The 23,188-nt window shown below is 56.8% G+C and carries 18 protein-coding genes and 1 CRISPR repeat array; of the genes, 12 read left to right on the top strand and 6 right to left on the bottom strand.

Features of this window, described 5'->3' with window-relative positions; all coding sequences use genetic code 11:
• Positions 1-42: 42 nt before the first annotated feature.
• Genes J3U88_RS08585 through cas4 form a run of 4 tightly spaced genes read left to right on the top strand, consistent with a single transcriptional unit; the run spans position 43 to position 2,607 of the window.
• Positions 43-720 (top strand): CRISPR-associated endonuclease Cas6, encoded by a 678-nt coding sequence (locus tag J3U88_RS08585; protein WP_207858309.1) that lies wholly within the window; start codon positions 43-45, stop codon positions 718-720.
• The gene (gene cas1 / locus J3U88_RS08580; RefSeq protein WP_207858308.1) at positions 717-1,757 is read left to right on the top strand and encodes a CRISPR-associated endonuclease Cas1; all 1,041 of its coding nucleotides are present in this window, start codon (positions 717-719) and stop codon (positions 1,755-1,757) included. The genes J3U88_RS08585 and cas1 overlap by 4 nt, the downstream gene beginning before the upstream one ends.
• Positions 1,742-2,032 (top strand): CRISPR-associated endonuclease Cas2, encoded by a 291-nt coding sequence (cas2, locus tag J3U88_RS08575; RefSeq protein WP_207858307.1) that lies wholly within the window; start codon positions 1,742-1,744, stop codon positions 2,030-2,032. Before cas1 ends, cas2 begins: the two co-directional genes overlap by 16 nt.
• Positions 2,029-2,607: a CRISPR-associated protein Cas4 gene (gene cas4 / locus J3U88_RS08570; RefSeq protein WP_207858306.1), complete on the top strand. Its 579-nt coding sequence runs from the start codon at positions 2,029-2,031 to the stop codon at positions 2,605-2,607. Before cas2 ends, cas4 begins: the two co-directional genes overlap by 4 nt.
• A gap of 489 nt (positions 2,608-3,096) precedes the next feature.
• A CRISPR array of direct repeats spans positions 3,097-4,523; the repeat unit is 37 nt; unit sequence CTTAGTGACCTACATCCACTACAACAAGGATTGGAAC.
• A 224-nt stretch (positions 4,524-4,747) separates the two neighbouring features.
• On the opposite strand, the gene J3U88_RS08565 is transcribed toward cas4, so the two are convergent.
• The 3 genes from J3U88_RS08565 to J3U88_RS08555 form a co-directional block, all read right to left on the bottom strand.
• Complete coding sequence (locus tag J3U88_RS08565) at positions 4,748-5,758, bottom strand: succinylglutamate desuccinylase/aspartoacylase family protein (RefSeq protein WP_207858305.1); 1,011 nt, start codon at positions 5,756-5,758, stop codon at positions 4,748-4,750.
• A gap of 274 nt (positions 5,759-6,032) precedes the next feature.
• Complete coding sequence (locus J3U88_RS08560) at positions 6,033-7,304, bottom strand: type III PLP-dependent enzyme domain-containing protein (RefSeq protein WP_207858303.1); 1,272 nt, start codon at positions 7,302-7,304, stop codon at positions 6,033-6,035.
• Positions 7,305-7,324: 20 nt separating this feature from the next.
• Positions 7,325-8,698 carry an aminotransferase-like domain-containing protein gene (locus J3U88_RS08555; protein ID WP_207858301.1) on the bottom strand — a complete coding sequence of 458 codons (1,374 nt, stop codon included), beginning with the start codon at positions 8,696-8,698 and terminating at the stop codon, positions 7,325-7,327.
• Between the two features lie 107 nt (positions 8,699-8,805).
• Here J3U88_RS08555 and J3U88_RS08550 point away from each other — a divergent pair, with 107 nt between their 5' ends.
• Positions 8,806-10,284, top strand: coding sequence for a pyridoxal-dependent decarboxylase (locus J3U88_RS08550; RefSeq protein ID WP_207858299.1), 1,479 nt, complete (start codon positions 8,806-8,808; stop codon positions 10,282-10,284).
• Positions 10,285-10,503: 219 nt separating this feature from the next.
• Here the strand turns inward: J3U88_RS08550 and J3U88_RS08545 are convergent, their stop codons facing one another.
• Entirely contained in the window at positions 10,504-12,678 is a 2,175-nt protein-coding gene (locus J3U88_RS08545; RefSeq protein WP_207858298.1) for an LpqB family beta-propeller domain-containing protein, read from the bottom strand.
• Between the two features lie 296 nt (positions 12,679-12,974).
• Between J3U88_RS08545 and J3U88_RS08540 the strand changes: the two genes are divergently transcribed.
• The 3 genes from J3U88_RS08540 (at position 12,975) to J3U88_RS08530 (ending at position 15,569) form a co-directional block, all read left to right on the top strand.
• Positions 12,975-13,409, top strand: a complete 435-nt coding sequence (locus J3U88_RS08540; RefSeq protein ID WP_207858297.1) for a nuclear transport factor 2 family protein — start codon at positions 12,975-12,977, stop codon at positions 13,407-13,409.
• Positions 13,406-14,137, top strand: coding sequence for a hypothetical protein (locus J3U88_RS08535; RefSeq protein WP_207858296.1), 732 nt, complete (start codon positions 13,406-13,408; stop codon positions 14,135-14,137). Before J3U88_RS08540 ends, J3U88_RS08535 begins: the two co-directional genes overlap by 4 nt.
• Positions 14,138-14,264: 127 nt before the next feature.
• Positions 14,265-15,569: a tetratricopeptide repeat protein gene (locus J3U88_RS08530; protein ID WP_207858295.1), complete on the top strand. Its 1,305-nt coding sequence runs from the start codon at positions 14,265-14,267 to the stop codon at positions 15,567-15,569.
• A gap of 297 nt (positions 15,570-15,866) precedes the next feature.
• On the opposite strand, the gene J3U88_RS08525 is transcribed toward J3U88_RS08530, so the two are convergent.
• Positions 15,867-17,474, bottom strand: coding sequence for a M56 and MltD domain-containing protein (locus J3U88_RS08525; RefSeq protein ID WP_207858294.1), 1,608 nt, complete (start codon positions 17,472-17,474; stop codon positions 15,867-15,869).
• Positions 17,464-17,859, bottom strand: coding sequence for a BlaI/MecI/CopY family transcriptional regulator (locus tag J3U88_RS08520; RefSeq protein WP_207858293.1), 396 nt, complete (start codon positions 17,857-17,859; stop codon positions 17,464-17,466). Before J3U88_RS08520 ends, J3U88_RS08525 begins: the two co-directional genes overlap by 11 nt.
• A gap of 236 nt (positions 17,860-18,095) precedes the next feature.
• Between J3U88_RS08520 and J3U88_RS08515 the strand changes: the two genes are divergently transcribed.
• The 4 genes from J3U88_RS08515 to J3U88_RS08500 all read left to right on the top strand — a co-directional run bounded on the left by J3U88_RS08515 (position 18,096) and on the right by J3U88_RS08500 (position 22,880).
• Complete coding sequence (locus tag J3U88_RS08515) at positions 18,096-19,688, top strand: bifunctional GNAT family N-acetyltransferase/carbon-nitrogen hydrolase family protein (RefSeq protein WP_207858292.1); 1,593 nt, start codon at positions 18,096-18,098, stop codon at positions 19,686-19,688.
• Positions 19,689-19,904: 216 nt separating this feature from the next.
• Entirely contained in the window at positions 19,905-20,855 is a 951-nt protein-coding gene (locus J3U88_RS08510) for an ABC-three component system protein (RefSeq protein ID WP_207858291.1), read from the top strand.
• Positions 20,848-21,090 carry an ABC-three component system middle component 8 gene (locus J3U88_RS08505; RefSeq protein ID WP_207858289.1) on the top strand — a complete coding sequence of 81 codons (243 nt, stop codon included), beginning with the start codon at positions 20,848-20,850 and terminating at the stop codon, positions 21,088-21,090. The genes J3U88_RS08510 and J3U88_RS08505 overlap by 8 nt, the downstream gene beginning before the upstream one ends.
• Positions 21,087-22,880, top strand: a complete 1,794-nt coding sequence (locus tag J3U88_RS08500; RefSeq protein ID WP_207858287.1) for a DUF2326 domain-containing protein — start codon at positions 21,087-21,089, stop codon at positions 22,878-22,880. Before J3U88_RS08505 ends, J3U88_RS08500 begins: the two co-directional genes overlap by 4 nt.
• The last annotated feature ends 308 nt before the right edge of the window (positions 22,881-23,188 follow it).

Raw genomic sequence — 23,188 nt, 5'->3', positions numbered from 1 at the left:
CCGGCTTCAAGGCCACCCCGTTCACCCGAGAAAGGAACCCCCATGCCCCAACTTGATCTCACCCTGATGACCTTCCAACTCGAAGGCGCCGGCCCGCGCGACAGCGAGTTCGTGCGCGGCTACCTCGGCAACCGTTTTCGCGAATGCACCTTGCTCCACAACCACCTGGAGAACGGGGAACTGCGGTTCCGTTACCCGCTGGTCCAGTACCGCGTGGCCGACGAACGGGTCCACCTGCTCGGCATCAACGAAGGCGGCGCGGCCTTGCGCCACATTTTTCTGGACATGACCGAACTGATCCTGCGCGACCGTCGCGTCCCCCTATTCGAAAAGCAGATCATCCAAAAAACAGCGACCTTCGGATACCACCCCGAACCGATCAACTACCGTTTCACCAGCCCCTGGCTGGGCCTCAACCAAAAGAACTTCCCGCTGTGGCGCAAGGCCGACCCCACCGCCAAGGCCGATTTGCTGCGCCGTGCCCTGGTCGGCAACCTGCTCGCCCTGTGCAAAGGGTTGGACCTGCGTTTGCACCCGGACCAGCGCTTGACCGCGGCGCCTCGGCTCACCCCGACCGAGGTCGGTTTCAAGCAGAAACAGATGATCGGTTTCCGCGGTGGCTTTCGCGTCAACTTCATCATTCCCGAGGGTTTGGGTTTGGGCAAAAGCGTGGCGCGCGGGTTCGGCGCCGTCGCCCGCGACACGGAGGTTTCGGGATGAACGTGAATTTGTTAACCGAGGGCGGCCTGCTCCACGTGCGCGACGGCATGTTTGAACTGATTACCGAAAAAAAGAAAACCCCGATCAGCCCGGTCAAGATCGAGCGCATTTTGGTGAGTACACGCATGCGCCTGACCTCGGATGTCTTGGTGCTTGCACTACAGCACAAAATCGACGTGCTGTTTATGGACCATTTCGGCGATCCGGTCGGGCGGCTGTGGCAACCGGTGTTGGGTTCCACCACGCGCATCCGCAAGCAACAATGCCTGTGGTCGCTGGACGGGCGCGGCCTCGAACAAGCACGCGCCTGGCTGTTGGAAAAGTTGGACGGCCAGGCCGCGTTTCTGCAGGATTTGGCCAAACGTCGCACCGCGCAAGCCGAACTGTTGCGGGAGGCCGCCGCCGGTATCGCCGCGGCCGCCGCCGCCACCGCCGCCGACGATTTGCGTGAACCGGGCGCCGCCGCCCGCCTGCGCGGTTTTGAAGGCAGCGCCGGACGCTGTTACTTCACCGTCCTCGCCGAGGTCATCCCGGAAGCCTACCGCTTTGAGGGCCGCTCGCGTCGGCCGGCACGCGATCCCTTTAATGCCATGCTGAATTACGGTTACGGCGTGTTGTACGGCTATGTTGAGAAAGCCTGTTTGGTGGCGGGCCTGGATCCCCATTTGGGATTTATGCACCGCGACGATTACAACCAACGATCCTTCGTTTACGACTTCATCGAACCCTACCGGGTTGAGGTGGGCCGCTGTGTGGTGTCGCTGTTCACGCGCAAGCAGGTGCGCCGGACGATGTTCACGCCCATCGCCAACGGGTTCACCCTGGCCAGGGAAGGTAAGGAAGTGTTGATCACCGCCCTGCACGAGGTCATGCGCGGACAGCGCCGCCAGGGCAAACGCAAGGTGCAACTGAAGCACGCCGTGCAGTTGGCGGCACATGCCTTCGCGACGGACCTTTTGGAAAGCGCGGCGTTGGAGGCCGAGCTGCCGGAAGATGAGCGCGCGGCTGAACGGGAGGCCGCATGTTGGTCTGGGTGATGTACGACGTCAGCGATCCGCGGCGGCTCAACCGCATGGCCAAAATTTGTCTGCGGTCCGGGGTGTACCGGGTGCAGAAGTCGGTGTACTTGGGCAAGTTAACCAACAGCCAAATCGACGCCTTGCGCCTGGAGTTGGAGGCGACCATGAACAAAAAGGAGGATTCGGTGTACCTGTTCCCGATGGCGGCGGATTCATTTGATAAGGGAAATATCCTGGGATTGGCTTTTGACCGCGCGATGGTGTCGGACCAAATCCGCGAGTTGTTCCTATGATGGTGTTTACCGTATCGGAAGTAATGGCGCACCAGTTTTGTCCGCGTTTCACCTGGTTCGGCGGGGTGTTGGGGATCGCGGAGAACCAGGAGCGCGATTTCAAGGTGCGCCGCGGTCGCGAGGTTCACGCGGACAAGGAGGCGGCGGACCGGGGTTACTTGCGCCAACGGTTGGGGGTGGTGGACAAGGAACAAGGCGTGTATTTGGGCCGACCGGACTTGCCGTTTCGCGGGATCGTCGACGAGGTTTTGTTTATGGCGGACGGAAGCGCGGCGCCGTTGGATTGGAAGTTCGCTGAGTACAAGGAACGGGTATTTAAGACCTACCGTTTGCAGGCGGTGATTTACGCGATCTTGATCGAGCGCATTTACGAGAAGCCGGTGAAAACGGCGTATGTGGTGTATGTTCGTTCGCAAAACAAGCTGGTGGAGGTACCGATCACGAGGAGGGCGCGCGGCCAGGTGGAAGAGATCCACGCGGCGATGAGCGCGGTGCACGGCGGGATATTCCCACCGGCGACGAAAAACCAGCAGCGCTGTATGGGCTGCACCTACCGCAACCTATGCCCGCGTTAGGTGTTGTAGGTTGGGCATGGGGCATAGAGGTTAAGGTGTTGGGCCTTGGGTTTTCAGCGTTAGGGCCTCGGTGTTGGGCGATAGCCGTTGGGCAATCAGTGTTGGGCGATAGCCGTTGGGCATTCAGTGTTGAGCTTTCAGTGTTGGGCGTTGGGTTTTCAGCGTAGGGCAATCAGTGTTGGGCGATAGCCGTTGGCCAATCAGTGTTGGGCATCGGGGTGCATGCTGCCGTGGGTAGGCGGTGGTGGATGGCGCGAGAAAACCGAACGAAAGTCGGCGAAAAAGAAGCGGAACGAGGCAAACTTTCCGAACCCAAGCCGACCAACATGCGCTAAGATGAACCAAATCAAGCGATTAGCAAAGAAAAAACTCGCGATTTGGGAGGCAAAACAGGGTGTTATCCGGTGTTATCGGCCCAAAAAAGGCTAAAAGATCCAACAGGTTTTTCACCGTAAACCCCAAGAAGGAAAGCACTTCCAAAAAATAGCTCTTAGTGACCTACATCCACTACAACAAGGATTGGAACTCCATTTTAACATCTCCTTAAGATTGCTCACTTCTAAGCTTAGTGACCTACATCCACTACAACAAGGATTGGAACTATTTCAGGCGAGATTGTACGTTTTCGTTCATCCGTCTTAGTGACCTACATCCACTACAACAAGGATTGGAACAAGCTGATACCGAAGCGACTCTCTCCTCTAAAGATCTTAGTGACCTACATCCACTACAACAAGGATTGGAACTTTAAAAGTCCCCACGTTTTTTTGATCACGATTAAAAACTTAGTGACCTACATCCACTACAACAAGGATTGGAACAGAAGGCCATGATAACCAGGCCTAAACCCCAAATAGCTTAGTGACCTACATCCACTACAACAAGGATTGGAACCAAGAAAGCAAGCTGGCCAGGCTGGAAACCGTAACTCTTAGTGACCTACATCCACTACAACAAGGATTGGAACATTGGTTGTGGGAGGGAGACCCAACCCCTGAGCAGGTCTTAGTGACCTACATCCACTACAACAAGGATTGGAACTCCTCTTCTATGTGCATATCCGCATAAAAAACTTTCCTTAGTGACCTACATCCACTACAACAAGGATTGGAACTTTGATGTACTCCATTACAAGAGGACTCATGAACTCTCTTAGTGACCTACATCCACTACAACAAGGATTGGAACTTCGGCGGTGCTTCCTTCAACTGTGGCTGTTTCTGTCTTAGTGACCTACATCCACTACAACAAGGATTGGAACTTCAATAACATCAGCGATCCAATCGGCGCCGATGAGCTTAGTGACCTACATCCACTACAACAAGGATTGGAACATGCCCTCGCCTGTCCTTGACCCTCCGCACGCACTTCTTAGTGACCTACATCCACTACAACAAGGATTGGAACAGCAATCCATGGCCGACCTTTCCGCGATTACCGGCCCTTAGTGACCTACATCCACTACAACAAGGATTGGAACCACAATGCAACCAACGTGCGCACCTCTTCCGGTGTCTTAGTGACCTACATCCACTACAACAAGGATTGGAACCCAATTGGTTCCCAAGCTCACTCTCTCTCGCACCACTTAGTGACCTACATCCACTACAACAAGGATTGGAACACCCGCTCCAGGCTGCCCTGGCAAGCCCCGTTAGGGCTTAGTGACCTACATCCACTACAACAAGGATTGGAACCTCAATTTTTTCCTTGATTAAATCAAGCTGGGTGGGCTTAGTGACCTACATCCACTACAACAAGGATTGGAACTCGATGCGAATAGTTGCGAGACAACTGTCGTACCATTCTTAGTGACCTACATCCACTACAACAAGGATTGGAACGGTAAAGACTTGTCTAACGAATTACATGCAATGATCTTAGTGACCTACATCCACTACAACAAGGATTGGAACTCAATCCCTAACGCATCGGGAGTTGCATTAATGTTGCTTAGTGATTAACCTAGAAGCCAGACAAAGTCGCACTATTTCGGTAGGACACGATGCCACATGTTCTGGCCCGCGGGTGTTGCCGGCCCGGTTCTTTGCCCTTGGCTTTGTCGGCCTTTCCTTCGGCCATGCTCGGGCGACGGCCATGGAGAAATGGGTGGGCGCCGGCGTTGCGCCCACTGGTGGGTTTAGTCTTCGGTTCCGGTGACGCAGTCGATTTCGCGCGGGTTGCGGCCCAGGTGGATGATGCGGCTGCCGGTTTGGTTGAGCGGGTTAACACCGCGGCCGACGATGATGCCGTCCTCGGGGCTGGTGTAGCTTTTGACCTTTTTGCCGAAAATGGTGCTCACGTGTGCCACGTGTTCACCGGCCACCACCCGTTCGGTAACCTTGGGGTATACCTGCAAAATGCCGCCCTCGTCGGTGTACAGCCAATAACTGGCGTCGCACAGAATGGATTTCTTGGCGGGGCAGGCAATTTCCCCTGGCAGCATCTTCAAATCGTAAAAAACGTTGTGAATGCCGACCAAACTGTTTTTGATGACACCGTACTGGAACAGGTTCGGGTCGCGCAGCTCGACGGTAATCGAGGGGATGTTTAAGCCGTCGGCGGCGCCGCGTAAGGTGGCGTCGTTGGGATGGTTGTGTACGATGATTTCGGCGTTTTGCAAACGCGCCATGCGCGACGTGCGCTCGTCTTCCATGTCGGCGCGGATGTAGTAGGAATTGACGCGGCCGAAACTGGCGGTGTGCAAGTCAATGTGGTAATTGAATTTACTTAAGATGCGGTCGACGAAGCGGTAAATGTAAACCTGGCTGAGGTTGCCGGTGGGTTTGCCGGGCGTGATGCGGTTAAGGTCGACGCCGTCGCTGAAGAACCGCTGTTCGCGCAACAGACCCGGCACGTTGACGACCAACACGCCGATCACAAAACCGTGTAATTCCTCTAAGTCGAGGTCGTGGAAGATTTTTTGAATGACGGAAATGCCGTTAAGTTCGTTGCCGTGGATGGCGGCGGTCAGGCCGAGCACTGGGCCGTCGTGGCGACCGCGCGCGATCAGAATCGGCAAGCGCACCGGTTCACCGATACTGTTGTTAACCATGTGCAGCCAGTACATGCCGATGGTGCCAGGTTTGGTTTGTTCCAGGTCGATGTGATGGATGTGAACGGAGTCGCTCTCAAAAAATACCTTGTTCATGATTCCCCAATGTGCCACGGCGCGATCGCTGAATCCGCCGGAACGGAGCCGACGTTCGAAAGCATTTACATGCGTTCTCCGATGTTTATTTCGGTTGTGTGAGGAAACTTCATGATCCCAAAATGCGGAAAAAATGACCGCGGCATGCGATCCGTCGCGGCACCGGTGACGTACAACATGACCCAAGGTTTAGCTTGGTCATTGAATCCATTTCACCAATGCGCGACGCCTGTCGAAATAGGCGGATATGACCGAACAAACGCGGAAGCTTAGGCTAAAAAAACGTTTCGATGGTTTCTACAATGCGGTAATCGGCGTCAACTACCGGGATGACGCGCCATTTGTCGAAGGTGGTGCAGGGGTGAGCCATCGAGAAACCCAGCAGGTCGCCGATTTGCAAGTCGTGATTTGGCGCGATCTTTAGAACCGCGTGTTGGTCGTACAGGGCAACCACCTCGGCGGCACCTTTGAACGCCTTGGGGGCGGTGCCGGGTCGGCAGACCTGCTGCAAAACCGGTGGTTCGATGTCGTAGGAAATGTCGCGTTTGCCCAGGGCCGCCACCGCCAAGCCCGGTTCCGGCATGGATTGCAGGTGGGCCCAGACCTCGAGCGCGGGGATGAAATCACCCAGGTTCCGCGGGCTCGGGCCGCGTTGCATCATCTGTTGCGCGGCGCGGCGGTAATGTTGGGCATCGCTCGTCAGGTAACAGCCGGAACGCAACAACTTCTTGAGCGGGCGGTCCAGCCGGCTTTGTTGCAGAAAGGCGACAGCCAGGTCGGGGAACACCGAACCCCCGGCGGAAAGCAGCACCTCGTCCCCACCCCAGAGCTGTTCGCGGGTGGCCTCGGCCAGCACCGCCGCGGCATCGCGGTGAAGTTGTTCGATCAGGGGCGCGCTTTTGGGATCGCCTGCAGGGACCACGCCCTCGTATAGAGCAATGCCTGCTAAACAGAGCGAATTCACCGACTTAGCGATGCTTCTCGCCAGGATCAGGGCTTGCTCCAGGCCGCGTGCGCCGGTGCGTTTTCCCGCGATGCCGGATTCCACCAATACGCCCAACCGACCCGCATAGGGGTGTTGTGCGGTCACGGCCGCCAGTTGTTCGACGCCGGCCAAGCTGTCGGCCAGCACGGTGCAGGTGATCGCTTGATCCCCGTGCAACACATCCAGCACGGCGCGGATGTTGCCGGCGCCGATTAACTGGTTGGCCAAAAAGATGTTTTTGACGCCGAATTGGGCGTACAAGCGCACGTGGTGCGCGGTTGCCGCGGTGATGCCCCAAGCACCGTCATCCAGTTGCATTTGAAAGAGTTGCGGGCTCATGGTGGTTTTTCCGTGGGGACAGAGTAAGACGTCGGTTTCGGCGAGGAAACGGCGCATCCAGGCGCGGTTGTGGTCCAGCGCCGGTTTTTTGAGGACGGCCAGCGGTAGCGGCAGGTCGTCGTTGAATAAACAGGGTTGGCGGGACGCACCTTGGTGCCGGCCCGGGGAAGGTGCCAGCCCTTTGTGAAACGGTTCCTTGGGGGATTGCAACGGGGCGGTCATGCAGGGTTCCTTTCGCGAGGTTAATAATTGGGGCCGGCGGTGCCTGACAAGATTTCGGCGATGGTTGCCAGGCCGCATTTTAGGGTGGCGCGATCCGGTAAACCCAGTGAAACCCGCACGGCGTGGGGTGTATCGCGGCGATTCACGGCGAAGGCGCCGCCGCCCACCACCATCACGCCACACTCGCGGGCGCGGGCGGTAAACTCGTCGGAACTCCAGGGTTCGGGCAGGGTTAGCCACAGATGGGTGCCGTTGGGGTCGGCCGCGAACGTCCATGGGGCCAGGATTTGGGCGGCAAGTCGTTGGCGTGCTTGGGTTTCTTCCCGTTTGGCGGCGATGATGCGGTCGGCGGTACCGTCGGCCAACCAGCGCGTCGCGACCTCCACCATCAGCGGGGCGGCCATCCAGACGGTGTTGTGGATCGCGGCCAACAGCCGCGTCCTCAACGGGGGCGGCACCATCATAAAGCCGGTGCGAAGACCCGGCGCCAAACACTTGGCCACGCTCGACAGATAGATGGCGCGTTCGGGGATGCGCACGGCCAGCGGCTCCGGCGGATCGGGCATCATAAAGGAAAAGATATCGTCCTCGATCAGCAGCAAATCGTGTTGCGTCACCAGCGCGGCAACCGCCTCGCGCCGTTGCGGCGACAGGGTGACGGTGGTGGGATTGTGCATGCTGGGGATCAGGTACAGCGCCTTGGGGCGCGGCTCCTGCAAGCAGGCCTGGGCCAGCGACTCGGGTACCAAACCACCTTCGTCCACGGCCACGGCGCGCAACTTCACGCCGTACTGGCGCGCCTGACTCTTCATCGAAGGATAGGTCAGCGCCTCGGTCAACAGAACCTGGCCGGAGCCGAGCACGGCGGAGAGCACGACGTTGAGCGCGTGCTGGGAGCCGGCGGTGACCAGCAGGTTTTCCGGCGTTGCCGCCAAACCCAAACGCTGCAGCCAAGCGGCGGCGCGCTGTCGTTGACGGGCGTCGGCGGATTCGGGCCGGTACAACAAGAGTTCGTTGACGTCGGGTTCGTCGGCGAGTTCCCGCAGGGTTGCGGCCAACAGATCGCGTTCCATCGGCAGGGCGACGGGCAGGCTCAAGGTGAAATCCACGGTTGAGGCGCGTTCGGGTGAACGGGGCCAAGGATCATCGCCGGCTTGCTTGCGAACAAAGGTACCGCGGCCGATTTCGCCGACGGTTAAACCGCGCCGTTCGGCCTCGGCATAACCCCGGCTGATGGTGCCGATGGTCACGCCGAGTAGATCGGCCAATTCGCGGTGGGTCGGCAAGCGATCACCCGGCCTGAGCCGGCCCGTGGCCAAGTCGCGGGCCAGCGCGTCGGCCAAGGCGAGGTACCGGGGTGTGTTGTCTTGGAGGGTGGGGGTCCAGATTGTCATGGTGACAATATACGCATTGACGATAGAAACCACAAGGCATATAAAGACAATCAAGACATTTTTTAGTGACAATTCCCGATTGTCTCGGTTTTTGTCCAGGAGGACCCGTGCGCCATACTTCACCTTCCCCCATCACCGAAAACCTGACCCTGGACCCCCAAGACTGGTCCACAATGCGCCGGCTGGCCCACCAAGCTCTGGATGAAATGCTTGATTTTCAAACGGATGTCCGCAACCGTCCGGTATGGCGGGAAGTGCCGGAGGCAAGTCTGGACCTGATGGCCCAAGCGGCGCCCCGCGCGGGCTTGGGCAGCGAGCAGGTGGTCGCGGACATGCTGCAACACGTGGTCCCCTACCCCAGCGGCCACGCCCACCCGCGCTTTTGGGGTTGGGTCTGCGGGACGGGCACCCCGATCGGTATGGTTGCCGATATGTTGGCGGCCGGGGTCAACGCCAGCTCGGGGGCGTTTAACGACGCGCCCTCGCGCATTGAAGCGCAATTGATCGGCTGGATGCGCGACCTTTTTGATTTCCCCGAAACCACCAGCGGCATTGTCACCAGCGGTGGTTCGGTGGCCAACATGATCGGGTTGGCGGTGGGCCGCGACGCGATCATCGGCGAACCCCTGCGCCAACGGGGTTTGACGGGATTAAGCGGTACACCGGTGGTGTATACCTCCGACCAGGTTCATTCCTCGGTGGATAAAGCGATGATGTTGTTGGGTTTGGGCACGGACAACTTGCGCAAGGTCGGCACGGACGATCAGTACCGCATCGACCTCGACGCCTTGCGCGCGGCGATTGAGGCAGACCGGCGCCGCGGCTTGCGCCCGCTGGCGATTGTCGGCAACGCGGGCACGGTTAACACGGGCGCCCTCGACGATCTCACCGGACTGGCGGAGATCGCGCGCCACGAGGGGCTGTGGTTCCACGTGGACGGCGCCATCGGTGCGATTGCGGCGATGTCGCCCAAAATCCGCAAGAAATTGCGGGGCATGGAACGAGCCGATTCGCTGGCCTTTGATTTCCACAAATGGCTGTACGTGCCTTATGAAGCGGGCTGCGTGCTGATCCGCAACAGCAAATTACACCGCCAGAGTTTTTCGGTGGCGGCCACCTATTTGGAAACCCCGCCGCGGGGTATCGCGGCCCAGCCCGATTCCACCTACCTGCGCGGCCCGCAACTCTCGCGCGGTTTTAAGGCGTTGAAGGTGTGGGCGCAAATCCGCGAATACGGCATGGACGCGTTGGGCCGCATCCAGGAACAAAACGTGGCCCAGGTCCAGTATTTGTCCCAACTGATCCAGGCGGAACCGCGTTTGGAACAAAGCGCCCCTTCCCCGCTGAACATTTTGTGTTTCCGCTACCTACCCGAGCACCTGGGCGCGGATCAAACCGATGCGATTAACTATGAACTGTTGATGCGGCTCCAAGAACGCGGCATCGCGGCCCCATCCAGCACGCGGCTCAACGGGCAATTCGTGTTGCGCGTCGCCAACACCAACCACCGCACCCGGTTCGAGGATTTTGCACTGTTGGTGGCCGAAACGGTTCGGCTGGGTCGCGAAATCGAAGCGGGGCTTTAGCCTAAGCAGCGCAAACAATCACGGAAGCATCCAAGAACACCAGGCGGCAAGTCCACCTCAGCCTCTAACAGACCGGCATCCCAACCACGTTTTTTCTCCTCAAAAGCCACAAAAGAAGGTTTTTGAGGAGAAAAAATGTCCCCGCACCACGCGGTTCTCGCCGCGGCCGCTAGGCCGGAACCTGCCCGAAGCTAACAAATAAGGTCGGTCGATTCGCCGTCAAAACCCACCCCAGGGTTTTTGCGTCAGAATCAGATCGACCTCGAACCGCATGACACGGCCGTAAAGCAAACGCGTGCCGTCGCGGGAAACGGACAAGCTGGGTGAGGCAATGCGCGGCAGCGGTCCCAATTCGCGACGGTCCGACCCGTCCAAGGCGGTGCTGACCGCGATACTGTGGTTCCCATCCCAGGCGACATAATAAAGCCGTTCTCGGGCCAGGTCCCAATTATCACCTTGGCGATGGGCCAAATCCGCCACCACCAGGGTCGCCTCGCCCTCCCCAACCAAAGGTTTTCGCCACAGGCCGTCGCGCCCGCGGTAGGTGAAGTAAAACCAACGAGCGTCGTCGCTTTCGCGCCCGTAAAAAACGTCACCTTCCAAAAAAGGCGTGGCTTTCTGGAGCGCCAAATCCCAGTGAAACAAGGTGGAGCGGCCGTTTTCCAAGCCGGCCACGTATAAGGCGTCGCCGCTTCGGCCCCAATCACACAACATACCCTTCATGCCGCTATGGCGTACCCGCCCCGTGGCCGGTTCCACCAGGTACACCTGCATTTCGCCGTCTTTCAGGCTCGACACGGCGGCGCGTGTCCCGTCCGGCGACCAGCGCGGTCGGGTGACGTGCATGCCGTGGAGGTCGGTCAACTGGCGCAAGTCGGCGCCGTCGTTCTCGGCCAGCCATAACGCCAATGAACCGCTCCGGCTGGATGTGAACAACAGTCGCGTGCCGTCGGGCGAAAACACGGCCTCGCAATCGTAATAATTGGAGTCGATAAGCGGACGGTGACTGTCCGCGGGCGATGCGGTATCCAACACCCAAATGTTCTTTTCAAAAGTCACCTTTTCGTAGACCAGGGCGTGGGCGGCGGCGGCATAGGTCGGCGCATAACTGCGCTCCCCCCGCGTCGGTAGCCAGGTCTCTTGGCCGTTGGTGACATCGATCAGCCACAGGCCGTAGGCGCCCTCGCGCAGGTTGGAGATGATCACATACCGGTTGTCGACCCAATCGAAGCCGGCCACATGTAAATCGCGGCGCACCACCGTTTGGGTCTGTTTCCCCTCGGGATCAACCAACAGCAATTGCCAAGCGCCGGAAGCCAACACGCGCATAAAAGCCAGCCGCGTACCGTCAGGTGACACGCGCGGCAAAATGTCGCCGCGACCTTGGACCGGTGCGCTGGTGATCGGGGTCACCTCGTGATTGGCCAGGTTGAGGCACTGAATGCGAAAGGGTCCTCCGTCGGCGGTGCGCTCGGCAAAATACAGACGGCGCCCGTTGGGACCAAAATCCAGGCCGTCCATTGCCGCGCCTTCGTAAACCAGGGTTTCATCGCCGCCTAGCGCGGAGGCGGTCAGCAAATGAACCCCGTTTGGGTGCGAACGGGTGAAGGCAAGCCGGGTGCCGTCGGGCGACCAGGCGGGATCGTCGTGATCGGCCGCGGCGGTGGTGAGCGCGCGTTCGCCGTTGCCGTGGGCGTCAATCATGAAAATGTGTCGGTGGCCGGCCTGCTCGCGCACGAAGGCGACGCGGCTGCCGTCGGGGGAAAGCGCGGGCTGCCGTTCACGACCCGGGTAGTTGGTCAAAAACACATCCTTGGCCGGGGTGGTGGAAATGGCGACGGGGGCGGGCGGCGTCGGCGAAGAAATTAACTGGAACAACCAACCCAGAAAGGGCAGCAGCACCAGCGCGGCGACACCGAGCGAACGCCGCGACAGAAAGGAAGCCTCACCTTGCGAGGGCGCGGCCACCGGAGAGGAACCTGTCTCGCGCGGGGCGGATTCAGCCGCGCGATCCTGCGTTTCTTCCAAGATGGCGGACGGCGCGGCGGCGGGTTCAAGCACGGGGCGCACCTCACCCAAAAACTGGTAACCCCGTTTGGGAATGGTCGCGATGTAGGTCGGATTGCGCGGTTCGTCGCCCAACACCTTGCGCAACTCGGATACGGCGCGGGTCAGAGCGTCCTCACCTACATGGGTATCGGGCCACAACCGCGCCATCAGTTCGGCGCGTCCCCACGGGGTGCCCGGCTCGGAGGCCAGCAAACACAGCAGGGCCATAATGCGCGGTTCGACCCGAACCGAACGATCCTCGCGGGACAGTGAATGGGTGGCCGGATCAACCTGCCAAGGGCCGAATGAAAAAGGTGGCGGGAGTTCGTTTCGGAAAGGGTCCATAAAGCATCCTGACGGTTCTTGAATCGGGTGTTCACTATTCTAACGCGGGCGCTGAGGGCGCGGCAATCACCGCTCCGGGCGGGTAACCAAGCTGTTTTAACGACCGCGGTTCCATGTTAACGCCAGATCATCCACAACAAAACAAGCAACTTAGGACCTGGACCTTTTCAGGATGTTTTCAAGAGAAGCGCGCCCTGCTGTTCGCCCGTAAGGTCTCCTCAACGACGCAAAACACGGCCTCGGCAAGGGCCGACCCGGCGTTTTGCCAACCACCATTCCCACCCTAGGAGATTCCCATGATCTTTTGGCTCAGCTGCATGACCTTCCTGTTCAGCAACCCGCAAGCACCCGACGCGGTACTGAAACGCGTCGATTGGGACGCGGTCCAAGTGGCCCGCTGTATCGATAATTACATGACCGGCACGGCGACGGGCAACCGTGATCAAATCCGCAAGGCGTTTCTGCCCAACGCGGGCCTGCAATTCATCCGCGACGGCAAACCCACCCGCTTTCCGGTGGAAGACTATGTGGCCTTTTTTAAGGAAGGCGTGGCGACCGGTCGCACCGGCCGTTTGGTTTCGGCGGACATCACGGGCACGGCCGCGATGGTGAAGGTGGAAATCCACACCAAAAAACGCCGGTTCACCGATTACCTGGTGCTGCTGAAAGTAGGTGACGACTGGAAAATCGCTGAGAAAATCGCGTTCTCGGTGTCAAAAGGTGATCAATGAGATTCGTTGTTGTAACACTGACCCTAATCGTGAATCTCGCCGCCGCCGACCAGCCCTTTAAAGCCCCTTACTTACGCGTCTTTGACGACCGGCTCCATGCGGCCATGGTGACCCAACACGAACAGGCGTTAATCGCATTTAAACAAGCGGCGACGGCGGTGGGCTACCGCGATCATTTCCACTTCTTTCGCATGGACGACGGCACCTATCCAGCGTTTAACCCGCAGAAGACGGCGCACGGGTCGGCCGACTCGGATGCGGCCTGGGCGGAAATTAGCGAAAAACTGGACCCAAAGCTCCTAGCAGAAGGGTCCGAGGTGTTCGGCGCCTCGATTGAATCGCAAGACCTGTACACCTTGTCCCGCCGCGCGGCCTACAGCTATCCGGCGGTAGGCGTGGCGCCGGACGATTTCCTGGTGATGGACATCCTCGCGCTTAAGAACACCCATCTCGAAACCGCCGCGGCAACGCTGATGCACCAGGCGGCGCTGGCCAAAAAACAACGCGTCCCCCAGCAGTATGTTGTGTACAGCAAACTGTCGGGCGCCAACCTACCGATCCTAATCCGCTTCACCTTCGCCAAAAACCGGGCGGACTACGAAACCCGGCGCAACCGCACCCAAACCCTGCTCGGCGAAGAAGGCCGCAAGCTGGAACAGGCCCTGGCCGAATGCATACGGGGTCAAACCCGGCGTACCGGTTGGTACCGCCGCGCGGCCTCGTATTAATCGGGCGCGTTGCCGAACCGTTCCGGAAGGGTTTCGCCCCTCTCCCCAACGGTTTCGGCAACGGCCAACCCGGCATGCCGACCAAAAATGCTACAATACGCGCCAATCCCCCACAATCGAGGTAGGCGTGCCGGCAGATAAAGATCCGCTCGACAGTTACATCCGCTTTCTTGTCGAACAGCGCGACAAACGCAGCGAACAACTCAACGATGAAGAAATGCGGCGCATCGCCCTGGAAATGGGCCTCAGCGAAGCCGACCTGCAACAGGCTTCCCAAACCGCCCGTGAACACCGCGAACGGGCCACCACCTTTCGCGTCCACGGCCGTCATCAGGACGCTCTGGACGAACTGAAACGCGCGGCGCCCTTTCTACCCAACGACCTGGCGCTCCACCTCGATATGGCGCGTTGTTACCTCGCCCTGGGCGACACCAAAAAGGCGGAACACTGGGCCCGTTACTGCCTGCAACTGGACCACCGCTGCGATGAGGCGATCCAATTGCTCAACCGCATCGATACCCTCGAGCAACAAAACGACACATGGGACAAACACAGCCGCCGCTCGGCCGTTTCGGCGTTTTTCGGGGCGATGGGGGCGGTGGTGATCCTGGTCGCCATCATCCTGTTGGTGGTGCTGCGCGCGGGCAAAAGTGAAGAAGCACCGCAACCGACGCCCCTCCCGGCGAAACAGGCACCGAGCCAAGCGGCAACCACCACCAGCCTACCGGGCTTCACCCAGAGCCATCGCGACATCCCGATCAAACTGGTGGGCGGCCAAAACTTGGTTTTGGAACGCACCCGCTCGCGCCTGACCACCTTCAACGATCAGTCCTTTTACAAAATGGCCACCATCCTGCGCAACACGGGTACGGAGGATTTCGTGGACATCCGCGGTTACGTGGTACTGAAAAACGAAGCGGGCGTGGTCGTCAAACGCCAGGGCCTGTCCCCTTTCCGCAAGTCGCGGGGCAAACACATGATCCCGGACGAAAAAATCGGCGCGGGGACCACGATCATCGCGGACGAAAGCGTGACCCAGGCGGAATGGGTATTGGAAGTCGCGGACAGCCAACCCCACACGGCGCTGCACGAAGCGGAACCGGTCCAAGTACAGTGGTCGATCAAACAACCGTCGGGCGCCAAGCTGCGCGTGAACCAACGCACCATCGGCGGCATGGATATGCGCCAGGGCCGACAATCCTTGCAGATCGCCCTCGATTTCACCAACAACGGCAGCTCGCCGTACAACCGGCTCAAGTTCGAAATTGATATTCTCGATGCAGAAGGAACACTGTTGCTCTCACGTCCGGGCTACGTGATCACGGATCAAACGCCGCCCCTGCTCGGCGGCGAAAGCCGCGCCTTCCACGGGGTCTACGTTTACACGGGCCAACGCGCCGGCTACAACCTACGCATCGTGCAACTGGAATAAAAAACACCGTCATCCTTTGAGATGATCCAAAAAACACACGACCAAAGATCGCGTCAAACCAACAAAGCAAGGGCACCATCCGCATCGGGAAACGAAACCAGAGGGCGAACAGGACAATCCGCATCCTCAATTCATCCAAAGATCCTGTGAAATAGAAAATCCCAAGCCAAACAAAAAACCCTACCAGCCACCCGCATCCGCAACGTAGGATGAGGCAACCTGTTGAACTTGACCGACGCGTTCTCTTTGGTCGGGGATCAGCAAAACGGCCAAGTTCAACAGGTCTCAAAAAAAGGCTTAATCGATCAGTTCGGGATGGCGCACGATGATCATCAGCGCCGCCAATTTGGCGAGGTAACCCGCATCACCATGATACCCCTCTTCAGCTAAAAGCCAGGCGTCGTTGGTGTTAAGTTCGCTGATGCCTTGGTCGATTTTTTTGGGGCCGGCGTTGTAGGCGGACACGGCCAAGGCCCAATCGCCGTAATGGGTATGCAATTTGTTCAAAAAGGCTGTCGCGGCCTGGGTGCTGCGCGCCACGTCCAACCGCTCATCCACCGTGTCATCGACGCGGAGGTCGAAGGCGCGGGCGGTGGCGGGAATGAACTGCCACAAACCGGCGGCGTGGGGCGCGTACTTGTTGGGTTTCAAGGATTGGTAGCCGGATTCGAGCAAAGGCATGACCAGCAGGTCCTCGGGTAACCCCTGTTCTTTGAGCACGGGTTCGATTTCCGGCAGCATTTGTTCCATGCGGGTTAAGGCGCGTTTGAGGAATTGACGGTTTTTGGCCACACCGACGTAGTTGTTCAATTGGTTCACAACCGCTTGGTTGGCTTGAATGGGAAATGCGCTGTCGCGGTTGGTCGCCGCGACGAGTTTTTTCACTTCACTTTGGCTGACACGCCGGTCGACCACGATATCGCCGGCGGTGTAAGCCGAAAGCGAAAGGAAGGCGAGGGCGCCCAGAACCAGCACGGCTGTCCAGCCGGGACGGGCGGAAGAATGAGATGACATGAGGTGAATCCTCCTCTGGAGTTGGTTGGCCGCAAAACCCATCGCCATGCCCAGAACCGGTCTCGGCAAGCGCGTCTGCACACTGCCGGCGGCAACGTGCAACAAACATTGTCCGTAAGCCCGGGCGGCGACGCGTTTGCGACGAAGTAACGCGGCATCGCAGGCATACTCCTGAACTTCAAGGAGTTGGCGATGCCACAGAGCGAACAAGGGATTGCCAAAAAACAGGGTGCGCAGCAAATGAACCCCCCAAGCGGGTCCGGTATCACCCTGGCGGTGGTGCTGTAATTCATGCCGAACCATCAGCATGGTGTCGGCGCCCTCGGCCACGGCCGGTCCAGGCAGCAATACATAGGCGCCGCGGCCTGGAAGCCAAAAGGACAGCGGTACCTGCAAGGTGTCGTGGAGCGCCACCTCGACGCGGCCGATACGGTGCAAGCGATAACTTTGCCGCAAAAGGGCGCGCAGGCGCCAACCGTCGCGGGCCAGCATCAACAGGCCGAAGAGCAGCAAACAGGCGGGCAACAAGGTTAAGAGGTCGGCGGCCCAGAAAAGCCAGGGCATCGGATGGGTGGCCGCGTCGTCAACCCGGCTCGCCAGGTGAAGGGCCTCACCTTGGCCGGCCATCGCCACGCCGACTTGGGTCAAACCGGCGTGGTCTTGCCAAATAAGCAAGGAGGGCATCCACGGGGGTTGGGCTTCAACGCGGTTCATCAAAAGGGGCAACAGCAGAACAACGGGAACCATGGCGTAGAGCAGGCGCAGCAAGGCGTCGGGCTGGAGCAGCCGTGTTTGTTGGAGGGCGACGCGGTTGTAAACCCAGGCCAAGGCACCCGCGGGTATCCAGAGCAGATGCACGGCGGTGAGGTAATGGAGCCATTCAGTTTGCATCCGTGCCTCCCTCATCCACGAGTTTCTTCAAGGCGTCCAATTCATCATGGCTGAGCTGCCGCGTTTCCAGCAGGCGCGAGACCAAGGTGAGGGGCGCGTCTTCGAAAACCTCGTCGAGCAAATGGCGCACGCTGCGTCCCTCGTAGGTGCGGCGGTCGAGCTTGGGCCGATAGCGATGGCCGCGGCCTTGTTTCTCGGCACTGACAAACCCTTTCTGCTCAAGCACCCGCAACATGGTGGACACCGAGGTGTAGGCCAAGGGACGTTCGGGGGGAAGGGCTTCAAGGACTTGATGAACAGTGGCGGCTTCCAAATGCCAGAGGATGCGCATCAACTCGAGCTCGGTGGGTGTAAGCAGGTCACTTTTCTTGTTTTTGGCTTTCACGGACAAACCTCCGTCACGATGGCGCTCATTCTAACTAAAACTTTAGTTCATTTTCAACTAAAACTTTAGTTCGCAAGTCATTCAGCGCGAAAAAGGGCGTGAAAAAAGGTAAAACAAGCCTCGCCGGCCGTCACGGCATTGGGTAGAATGGCTCATTACCAAAACAAAAAAATTGGTTCCATCGAATTGCAGTCGAGCCTTGATTTCTGCTGAAACCAGGGCAGTTAGGAGTTTTCATGAGTGAAGCTTCGGAGAAACCCACGCGCAAACGCAAAAAAATCGAAGGTGGTTTGGTCGTGCGCCAAGCCACGGCGGCGGATATCCCGCAGATCGCCGATCTCAGTGATCGTGCTTATGAAGGAACCGGCATGATCGGTTACTCGGAAGGCATGGTCAAAGGCCAGTTGCACCACTACCCCAAGGGTCAATTCGTGATCGAGGCCGAGGGACGCATCATTGCCTATTGCGCCACGTTTAGGATAAGCGGCGAGATCGCGTTGAAACCCCATACCTGGGGCGGCATCACGGGGAGCGGATACGCCTCGCGGCACGATCCCGAGGGTGAATGGTTGTACGGGATGGAGGTTTGCGTCGACCCGGAATACCGGGGTTACCGTTTGGGGCAACGGCTGTACAACGCACGCAAAAAACTCTGCCAAGACGAAAAAATGTTGGGCATCGTATTCGCGGGAAGACTGCCGACCCTGTCCAAAAAACTCAAGCGTTACGGATCGGTGGAAGACTATATCGCGGCGATTGTCGCCAAAAAAGAGCGCGACCCGGTTTTGTCGTTTCAGTTGGCCAACCATTTCGAGGTGCTGGGGGTGATTCCCAAATATTTGGAAGTGGATGCGGCCTCGTTGGGGTACGGCGTGCATTTGCGATGGAAAAACCCACGCATTTTGGAGCAACCGCGCAACCCACCCAAGAAGGTGGAATACGGAAAACGGCTGCCGGACACGGTTCGGGTCGCCACGGTGCAGTACAAACAGCGGCGCGTGGAATCCTTCGAACAGTTCATGAAACACGTGGAGTATTTCGTGGATGTGGTTGCCGACTACAAGTCCGATTTCGTGGTGTTCCCGGAGATGTTTGCGCTGCAATTGCTGTCGATTGAGGATCAGCAGTTGTCGCCCTCGGAATCGATCATGGCGCTGACGCGGCACACGCCGCGCTTTAAGACAGAAATGCGCGAAATGGCGCTTCGCTACAATATAAATATTATCGGGGGTTCCCATCCCACCAAAATGCCCAACGGGCGGGTGGAAAACATCGCCTATGTGTTCTTGCGCGACGGGCGTGTGTTTGAGCAGCCAAAGATCCACCCGACGCCGAACGAGGTCTATTGGTGGGACATTGAAGGCGGCCTCACGCTGAATTCGATTGACACGGATTGCGGCCCGATCGGCGTGCTGATTTGTTACGATTCGGAGTTCCCGGAACTGGCGCGGCACCTGGTGGATCAGGGCATTTTGTTTTTGTTCGTGCCCTTTTGCACGGACGAACGGCAGAGTTACCTGCGGGTGCGTTACTGTTGCCAAGCACGGGCGGTGGAGAACCAGATTTACGTGGTGATGAGCGGCAACGTCGGCAACCTGCCGGGCGTGGCCAACATGGATATTCAATACGGGCAGAGTTGCGTGTTAACGCCTTGTGATTTCCCCTTTGCACGGGACGGGATCGCGGCGGAGGCGACAGAAAACGTGGAAACGGTTACCTTCGCGGACCTGCGCCCGGAGGCACTGATTATGGCGCGCAACTCAGGCACGGTCCAAAACCTAAAGGACCGCCGCCACGACGTATACGGCGTACGCTGGACCGGCAAATAGGCAACGAAAACCAAACCGCTTGCGGCGCCGAAAGGTGCCGCAAGCGGCATGAGCTTCACGACAGGGCAACGAACACAACAAAGGACAAAATTCAAGCCAAGCCCAAGACAACCGAATGTTATGCTAACGTGAGCGTGTCGGAGGGATAAAGGAACGCTCTAAGAACAGTCTCACCATTCGGAAGACCGACAAAAGCCTGTGTTCAAAGGTGTTGTTGTGAAGTACGCCTTTCATGAATTGAGTTACGACCAATTTGAGAACCTTGTTGTATGCATCTGCATGACCTTATTCGGCAACGAGGTTCAAGGCTTTGCCAAGGGGCCGGACGGCGGAAAAGACGCACAATTTAGAGGCACCGCGGAGGCATTCCCAAGCACAACAGCCCCCTGGTCCGGCACAACCATCATTCAAGCCAAGCACACCATAGGACAAGACAGAACATTCTCTGATTCAGATTTTTTTAGTGAATCATCCCAAAGCGCCACGATTCAAAAAGAGCTCCCACGGATCAAGCGACTCCGTGCAGAGGGTGAACTGGACCATTACCTGCTTATCGCCAACCGACGCCTTTCGGGTACCGCGGAAAGCAGGATTCGTCGTTTTATCTCGTCCGAATGCAACATTCCCGAGCCATCGATAAGCCTTTGCGGAACAGAAAGACTGGAGCTTTGGCTAAAAAAATATCCCAACATCGCATTAATGGCGGACATCGACCCAATAGACTCACCGCTGATTGTAAGCCCCGATGATTTGGCAGAAGTCGTCGAAGCCTTGGCTGAAAACAATGACATCCTGAAAAACCACACAGATTCAGTACCTACCCCGCGGGTACCCTACGATCAAAAGCACCGAATCAACAACATGACACCAAGCTATGCAAAAGCACAACAAGATAGGTACCTGAAAGACACCAAACAGATTCAGACGTTCTTGGCGGCGCCGGAAAACGCACATTTGCTTCAAAAGTACGAAGACACGGTTGAAAGTTTTCAGTTCCGAATTCTCTCCAAACGAAAGGATTACCAAACCTTCGACGAGATTTTTGAATATTTGATCAAGCTCCTTCAGGAAAGAGACCCAGTCTTGAGGAAACACCAACGCCTAATGCGAAGGGTACTTTTTTATATGTACTGGCACTGTGATATTGGAGAGACGGAAGATGCTTAGGCCCAGCAAACATGCTCATCCAGACAAAACGGTCATCTTCATGGCGATCATTCTTCTACAACACCTGAAGAACCAGCGGCGAGAGGAATTCCAAACCCTCAAAGACCTCGCCAAAGCCAAAATCAAAGGTGGTGAGCCACTTTTTCTGCCGGCACTTAGTTTTTTATACTTACTTGGATTGATTGACTACCATCGAAAAACCGATGCAATCGAGTACCTAGGACCTGTAGAATGAAGCTATCAAAGCTATACACAAACCAACCAACATTCTTCGAACCAATTCTGTTCGAATCAGGACTGAATGTCGTACTTGCAGAGATTCGCTTACCAGAAAACAAAAAAAAAGACACACATAATCTCGGCAAAACCACGCTTGGTCGCATTCTAGACTTCTGTTTCTTATCAAAGAAGCAGAACAACTTTTTCCTCTTCAAACACATAAACGTTTTCAAAGGCTTCATTTTTTTTCTTGAAGTAGAACTACCTAGCGGGACTTATCTAACCGTCTCCCGGTCAGTGGAAAACTCAAGTAAAATTCGCTTCAAGAAGCATCATCAATGCCACCAAGATTTCAACCTTCTTCCCGACAACGCTTGGGACCACCGCGATTTGCCCTTTGAGCGCGCTCAAAAAATGATGGACGGCCTTTTGGATTGGCAGGCCATTAAACCCTGGCCCTTTCGCAACATACTCGGTTACCAACTCCGCACCCAAGACGACTTCCAAGAAGTGTTCCACCTTAACAAATTCAAAGGAAAACACATACACTGGAAACCCTTCCTCGCTTTTCTCCTCGGCTTTGATGCCTCACTCATAGAAAAACACTACCAGCTTGAAGAACAATGCAAAAAACTTGAAGCCGAAGAAAAAACCATCAACAAACAACTAAGCGGTACAGCTGAAGAGCTTAGCAAAATTCAGGGCATGCTACTCATCAAGAAGGACGAGGCAAAGAAGAAACAAGAGCGTCTCGATCAGTTCAATTTCCACAATCAAGATCTAGAACGAACTGAACAACTCGTTCATGATCTTGATGAAGAAATTTCTGAGCTGAACGCTAGAAGATACTCCTTGAAACTCAATCAAAAGAAAATACAGAAATCTCTCGACGAAGAAAGCAGTCTCTTTGACACCAAGCAAGCCTCGATCTTATTCCAACAGGCGGGCGTTTTTTTTGATGGCCAAATCAAAAGAGATTTCGACCAATTAGTCGAATTCAACAAAGCCATAACCGATGAGCGTCAGGCCTACCTCACAGAGGAACACAAACAAATCCTCGAAGAAATAAACAACCTAAATGAAACATTAAAAGATCTCAATCAGAAAAGATCCCTCACGCTCAGTTTCATCAAAGACAGCGACGTTTTTAACAAGTACCGCATCCTTTCTGACGAACTCGTTGAACTCCGTTCAGATATTACCTTTTTCGAAAAACAGCAACAACACCTTCAAGAGCTAAAAAACTACCGCGAGTCCATTCGCGAGATAAATAATCAAATAGAGGAAGTACGTTCAAAGATCGAAGAAGATGTAGAAAAACATAACCAAGATGAAACCAGCCTTTTCTCAAGTATCAGGCTGTACTTCAATGAAATCGTCCAAGCTGTAATTTCCCGCCAAGCCGTCTTAAGTGTAGCCATCAACCGGCTGGGACATTTGGAGTTCGACGTGGCCATTTTGGACCAAAGCGGTAATTCCACCAGTGCCGATTTAGGCCATACCTACCGCAAATTACTCTGTATTGCTTTTGACTTGGCGATATTGCGAGCACATGACCAAACCACCTTCCCACGTTTCGTGTTTCATGACGGGGTGTTCGAATCACTGGACGACCGCAAGAAAACGAATTTGCTCAAGGTACTACGGGATTATGTTAAAACCGGGATTCAACCGATCATTACCTTGATCGATTCAGACCTTCCACCCGCAACCAGAAAAACGGCGATTTTCGACCCCGAGGACATTATCCTTACGCTGCACGATGAGGGTGACGCGGGTCGCTTGTTTAAGATGAAGGCCTGGTAACCAAGTGAGTCACCACCCATTGGGGTAAACCTAAGAAGCGCGATAACTCGCGGTGATTTTGGCTAAACCTCTGGGCTGCAACGGCCTGTAAAAATGCTCACCGCACCCAACGGGTGCGCCTCCGCTTTTTCCAAACCATTTCGCTCCAGATCTTTAGCCAAAATCCCTGGCTCTTATCGCGCCTCTTAGGGTAAAGCGGCGCTTCCTCGTCACGCCAAGATCAGGCCAAGGCGGGTGTTGACGCCAAGACCAATGTCTCGTTATCTGAAGAGTTACGCGCAGAAAAAAACCGCGAACCAGGCAGGTTC

It is taken from the genome of Acanthopleuribacter pedis (genome assembly GCF_017377855.1).
Lineage (GTDB): Bacteria > Acidobacteriota > Holophagae > Acanthopleuribacterales > Acanthopleuribacteraceae > Acanthopleuribacter > Acanthopleuribacter pedis.
This window is presented reverse-complemented; position numbering and strand designations above follow the sequence as displayed.